Origin of the sequence: uncultured Shewanella sp. (assembly GCF_947491715.1) — a bacterium.
Classification (GTDB): domain Bacteria; phylum Pseudomonadota; class Gammaproteobacteria; order Enterobacterales; family Shewanellaceae; genus Shewanella.
Map to the genome: position 1 here is coordinate 1 of NZ_CANLKR010000076.1, position 5,939 is coordinate 5,939.

Genomic DNA, 5,939 nt, shown 5'->3' on the forward strand with positions numbered 1-5,939 from the left:
CGTTTAACGCCCATTGCTTTTGAGGTTTTCATAGATAAGTCTCCAAAGTGTCAACTTACCTCAGGACGGAACAGTATAGTCACCTAAAAAGGCAATACCAATGTTTCCTTTATTGTTTCCACTGACATGTGCTCCAGCATAATCTAAGGATCTTCCCTCATATATAGTTCCATCCTCAGCAATCATATAATGGTATCCTACATCAGCTAGATTATATTTCTGGGCTAGATTAACAACACTTCCTAAGGTTCTAATTAACGTAATAATTCCTTCATTAGCTCGATGAATATTCTCAACCTCACCCGGTGTTGTTGGGTCTCCAGTATGATGTAAAGTTACTAAAGAATATGGAACATCATTCTCATCTAAGTCTGAGTAGTCGGGGTCTATTGTTGAGTAACTCCGTTTTGCCATCGTTGGATAAGGATTATTGGCTGCATATTGTTGAATATTTTGAGTCAATGGATCTACATTCGATGTTTGAGCTGCACCCTGCGTTTGCACCATTTCTATTGCGGTGTAATCAAACTCCACTTCCTCAATATCAGTGACTTGAAGCGTCGCAGCCTGCTTAATCACCTCCCCCGTCTCAGGGCAGATGGCCTCGTCTAATGTCATTGCCGCCTCAGGCTTTTTCACTTTACATTGACTACCCGAACCTGCTCCTCCTCCCGAATTCAGATTCACTTTCGCCCCCACCAAATGTACGCCTGCGGGATCCACTTTTAGGAAACTGCCACCGCCGCTTAAGGTAATTTCTGAGCCTGCATCTAACACCAGTTCACCTTTGGATTTAAGGTGTACTTCACTGCCCACCTTCATGAGCTGCTTTTTACTGACTTTTTGATGATGGCTGGCTTTGACTGCTAACATGCTGTCTTTGCTGATTAAGGTGTGGCTGTCGGCCTCTAAGGTTAAGTGATCATTATTGGTGACTTGAGTGACACGATCTTGCGTCACATCCCAATGTTGATTAGCCAAGATATGCAAACTCTGATCGTTCTCAATTAACTGCTGCATGTCTTTTTGTGCATGAAAATAAATGGCTTCTTCACCCGCCTCATCTTCAAAGTGCAATTCATTACTGCCTTCGCCTTTGTGAGATTGGGTTTTCAACACAGTGCGCGTTTGATGATCCGGTAAGGCCGCACTGGGGAAATAGTGCGGCAAGTTGATGGCATTGTGGGTGCGGCCTGTAACTATGGGTTAGCTTTAACAATGCCTGTCCATGTTATTCGCATCACTACTCACATCATTACTTGTATTTTTTATTACAAAGCTCAGGCTCTTTAACATATTTAACACCCATGGCCGGCATATAACCTAAAGGTGTACCTGAACAACGAATATAACCTTGTTTTTCTATATAAGTAGAAAAAGTAACCCCAAAAATAATCATCATAGAAAAACCTAAAATCACTGATAAAAAAATAGGTTTTAATATTTTTTTAACAATATGACTTGGAACCTCCTCACCAGAAATAAACCCAACTACAGCTATATAAGCAAACAAGTAGAAAGCTATAGAGAATATAGGTAAAGCGACACTTCCCCTACTAATTAAAATAATGTCTTCAAAGTTAAAATAAGTAATAACTTCTTCTATTCCCCAAACCGTTCCCCACACACCAAGGAAAGTACAAACAGAGAATACAAAAAGTGCAGCAACCCTTTTTCTATTTTTTATCGATAATTCCATTAATATAACCTAGGCTGTATTTCATTAATTGCATTTTTTATGTATCCTTTTATCTCATTTTGAATCACTTTTTTCCCCTGCTCAAGCATGCCATCAATTAACATGGCACCTAGATCCCAAAAACCATCTTCAATTTCTCTGGCTTTTTCGATCACTTCTTGCTGAGCTTTCTCTAATGATTCAACCACCTTATCAGTAATCCCGTACTTTTCATCAATATAATTTAATCCTACTGATGCAGCAAAACCTACCAAAACAACAGCAACTAGCGATGCACTAACCACTGAAGTTAAAGCCATAACTCCAGCACCAACCCCCCACGTAATAGCCGACACGATGCCAATCTTAACCACATCGGTAGCAAGGGAGCCAAGATATCGAGCCAATTCTTGCTCATCATTCAGAATGTAGTCCAGCGTGCGATAAGCGGCTGCCACATAAAAAGTTAATACGCCACCTTGTTTAATGGAATTGGCTAATCCATATTTCCCGATCCCTAATTGCACCACTTTCATGTTCTTGAGACCATAAGCTGGGGCATTGAGTACTTTGCGTATGCCAGCATATCCGGTGAATTTGATCATTTCCGTTCCGGCTTTGTTGACATAAGTCGTCGCTTTAATGCCTAAGTTACCAAACTGGGAAATAATCATAGATGTGGTGACCACATCCTTACCGTTCAACCCATAACTAATGACTATTTGACCTGTTGTGGTATTCGTGACTTCTTTCCATGTGGATTTCACGTCATCCCAACCTAAGGCTTGTAATGCCTCAAACGCCTCACCAACATTCAGTAACATCACGTGTTGATTATTCGCCTGTAATAGGTTTTGTAAGTCGTTATCTGGGAAGGTACGAGTATTGATAACCGCTAATTCTTCAGCCTCTTCTATTTGGCTATTACTTGAGCTATTAGCTGAATTACCAGCTTGATTGGAAGCACTTGCTCCGCCTCCAGTAACACCCTCAGCACTTCCACTCATAACACCCTGCGTTTGCACCATTTCTATTGCGGTGTAATCAAACTCCACTTCCTCAATATCAGTGACTTGAAGCGTCGCAGCCTGCTTAATCACCTCCCCCGTCTCAGGACAAATAGCTTCATCTAATGCGTTTGCTATTAGGGGCTTTTTCACCTTACACGCTGTTCCAGTGCCTGCGCCCCCTCCCGAATTCAGATTCACTTTCGCGCCTACCAAATGCACGCCTGCGGGATCCACTTTTAGGAAACTGCCCCCGCCGCTTAGGGTGATCTCACTCCCTGCATCCAACACCAGTTCACCTTTGGATTTGAGGTGTACTTCACTGCCCACCTTCATGAGCTGTTTTTTACTGACTTTTTGATGATGGCTGGCTTTGACTGCTAACATGCTGTCTTTGCTGATTAAGGTGTGGCTGTCGGCCTCTAAGGTTAAGTGATCATTATTGGTGACTTGAGTGACACGATCTTGCGTCACATCCCAATGTTGATTAGCCAACACATGCAAGCTTTGATCGTTTTCAATTAACTGCTGCATGTCTTTTTGGGCGTGAAAATACACCACCTCTTCACCCGCTTCATCTTCAAAGTGCAGCTCGTTGCTGCCTTCCCCTTTATGGCTTTGGGTTTTTAATACCGTACGAGTTTGATGGTCAGGCAACGCATACGGCGGCAAGTTGATGGCATTGTGAGTGCGCCCCGTGATAATGGGTTGATCGGGATCGCCTTCCACAAAGGAGACGATGACCTCATGACCAATTCGAGGCACCGACATCATGCCATACTGGCCACCTGTCCAGCCTTGGCTGACACGGACCCAGCAACTTGAGATATCATCACCGTTACTGTATCTGTCCCAGGGGAATTGCAATTTCACGCGACCAAACTCGTCACAAAAAATCTCTTCGCCTTCAGGGCCGACGACAGTGGCCATTTGTGGCCCCGTCACGCGAGGTTTTGGCTGAGGCTTGGCTTGCCAAGCACTGCTGGCGGGAATACTAGTGACTTCGTTATGATAAGTGGTGGGCACAGACGTATTAGCCCCCTCTGCCCCCGCCCCTTGAATGCCTTGATGTTTAATGCGCACTAATAGCCAGTCACGATTAAAGGTGTCGTCAATGTGCTCGGCTAAATCGAATTTATAGCCTGCACTGGCCTGCATGATATTGCTTTTACCCACAGCCACTTGGGCATCACGGCGAAGGTAATCTAACCTTGCTTGAGTAAACACTTGACCGCTGTCATCGTCTTTAAAGCGGCCGGGAAAGTCAAAATGCTCATACACATCATTTTGATAATCCAGTGTTTCACCATGGCTTTCTAGCAAAAATGAGTAAGCCGGATTGTGAAAACTGGCATCTTTTAATGCCACACTGGCAGGCCTCACTTGATGGGTAAAGGCAAATTCCCCCATAAAGGGCGTGTCGGCCACCCCTCCACTTAGGGCATTGTAAGGAAAAGGAAAACCAATATTACTCAACTTTTGCGTGCTATCACTGAAAACGAGAATATGACGGGTGTCGGTGTGTTCAAAGTGATAAAACAGCCCTTCTTCAGCCGCGAGGCGACTGATAAACTCAAAATCGGTTTCACGGTATTGCACGCAATATTCTCGCACCCGCTCGTCCAGCGCGGGATCGCAATTAAAGGCCACATCAAGAATGTTCATTTCACTCAAAATAGTAGAGATAATGGCGACCGGGCTTTGGGCTTGAAAAATTCGACTATTTTGACGTAATTTGAGCCGAGATAACGCGGGCACTAAGGTGATATGGTAAACCGTATGATGATGACCGGTATCACCTTTTGAAAAGGCTTTCACTATGCCATGGACTTGACGTTTTATCTCGCCTTGCATGGCCCATTGCATTAATCCTGATAAATCGACAATGTCAGCCGCACTCAAGTCATGTTGCGCGCTCAAGAGTGTCATCTTCACTTCAAAGGGCGTGGACAGTGCCTCTTCAAACTCAAAATGCACTAAATTAAAAGTGTCCTTGTCTAACCCTTGTGCTTGAAATTGAAAGCGTAGCCCTGTCCCTGCCAATATGCCACTTGCCGATCCCGTCATAGTAAAATCCTTTTCCCCATTGAAACACGCCTATTGCTAAAGCGTCATTCTTTATTTAATCAAGCGATAATGCCTTAACAATAAACACGATTTTGTGATTATTTCATTTGAATAATCTCTGACATAAAACCAATTAACTCAAAATAATCATGTTGAAATCATAAAGTAAACAAAAAGGCTTCAATAGAAGCCTTTTATTGATCCTGATGGATCGGCGCTTATTCGTTGCCGCTAATCATTTAAGCGGCACGCTCATTACGCTTCAGTCGGTTTACGCCAGTCATCGGCACCTGATGTACCTGCTGATGTGTGATCCCAAATGATCTTACGATAAGCAAGCGACACTTTTACAAGCTGAGTGAAATCAGATTGCGTTGGATCTTGGCAATGTGGCATGTGACAATCGATATCGACGATAGTCGCCCCTTCTAATGTGGTTGAAAAGAAGTGCTCTTGCTTACCTTCAATCGATGTGCGGTACCAGTTCATGACCACTGAATTTAATTTTTCACCGGTTGATAGCGCGTTATACATTAGCGGTACGGCTTTGTTTAACGCAACAGTAAAGACAAATGGCTTATGCACACGTTGCCCTGAAGGCTGACCCGATTGTGGATCCGTCGGTACTGTCACGACGTGATTAAACTCTTGTACTAGCATCTCATCTTCATGACCTTCAACGAAGATGTCGCCCACAGAATCAGCAGTGAATGCACCTGCAGTAATGTTACCCTGAGTTTGACCTTCGATTGAGATATAACATGGTGTTGGCATGATTAATTCCTTTTATTTTAAACGCTTTATTAAATGAATTTTTTTAAGATATATTAGTTAACATCTATTCTTTAACATATAAATAGTTAAGATATATTAGTTAACATCTATGATGAACCGCCGTTTATTGTCAGCGACCATACTTGATATTCTTATCGATAAGAGTATGCATCTCACGTTTGCTCCTCTTTGTCGTACACAGTATATAAGGCATTAAGTGTGCCAACTTTTAAATAATTGTTTTTTATGGTTAATTATTTTCACCATGTTTTTTTTGGGCAATAACTTGCCTGAATCGAGCAAATTATTGCCCAGCTGAGCAACTTATTGCCCAGCTTGATTGTCTAGTCCTAAAATAGGTTGACGGTTTTTATTAAGCCAGTTGGAACCCCCGACTGGCTTTTTCATGTACT

General features: G+C 42.9%; 4 protein-coding genes. All 4 read right to left on the bottom strand.

What is annotated here, in order from left to right:
- Positions 1 to 60 precede the first annotated feature (60 nt).
- The 4 genes from Q0779_RS23470 to Q0779_RS23485 all read right to left on the bottom strand — a co-directional run bounded on the left by Q0779_RS23470 (position 61) and on the right by Q0779_RS23485 (position 5,526).
- Positions 61 to 1,170: an N-acetylmuramoyl-L-alanine amidase gene (locus Q0779_RS23470; RefSeq protein ID WP_298776670.1), complete on the bottom strand. Its 1,110-nt coding sequence runs from the start codon at positions 1,168 to 1,170 to the stop codon at positions 61 to 63.
- Positions 1,171 to 1,255: 85 nt separating this feature from the next.
- Positions 1,256 to 1,699: a hypothetical protein gene (locus Q0779_RS23475; protein ID WP_298776672.1), complete on the bottom strand. Its 444-nt coding sequence runs from the start codon at positions 1,697 to 1,699 to the stop codon at positions 1,256 to 1,258.
- A complete protein-coding gene (locus Q0779_RS23480; protein ID WP_298776673.1) occupies positions 1,699 to 4,752 on the bottom strand; it encodes a type VI secretion system Vgr family protein in 3,054 nt (1,017 codons plus the stop codon). Before Q0779_RS23480 ends, Q0779_RS23475 begins: the two co-directional genes overlap by 1 nt.
- A 255-nt stretch (positions 4,753 to 5,007) precedes the next feature.
- The gene (locus Q0779_RS23485; protein ID WP_298776674.1) at positions 5,008 to 5,526 is read right to left on the bottom strand and encodes an Hcp family type VI secretion system effector; all 519 of its coding nucleotides are present in this window, start codon (positions 5,524 to 5,526) and stop codon (positions 5,008 to 5,010) included.
- Positions 5,527 to 5,939 lie beyond the last annotated feature (413 nt).

Excerpts from the sequence above, each read along its gene's own strand:
- Q0779_RS23475 (WP_298776672.1), bottom strand. The coding sequence starts at position 1,699 with ATGGAATTATCGATAAAAAATAGAAAAAGGGTTGCTGCACTTTTTGTA.
- Q0779_RS23480 (WP_298776673.1), bottom strand. The coding sequence starts at position 4,752 with ATGACGGGATCGGCAAGTGGCATATTGGCAGGGACAGGGCTACGCTTT.
- Q0779_RS23485 (WP_298776674.1), bottom strand. The coding sequence starts at position 5,526 with ATGCCAACACCATGTTATATCTCAATCGAAGGTCAAACTCAGGGTAAC.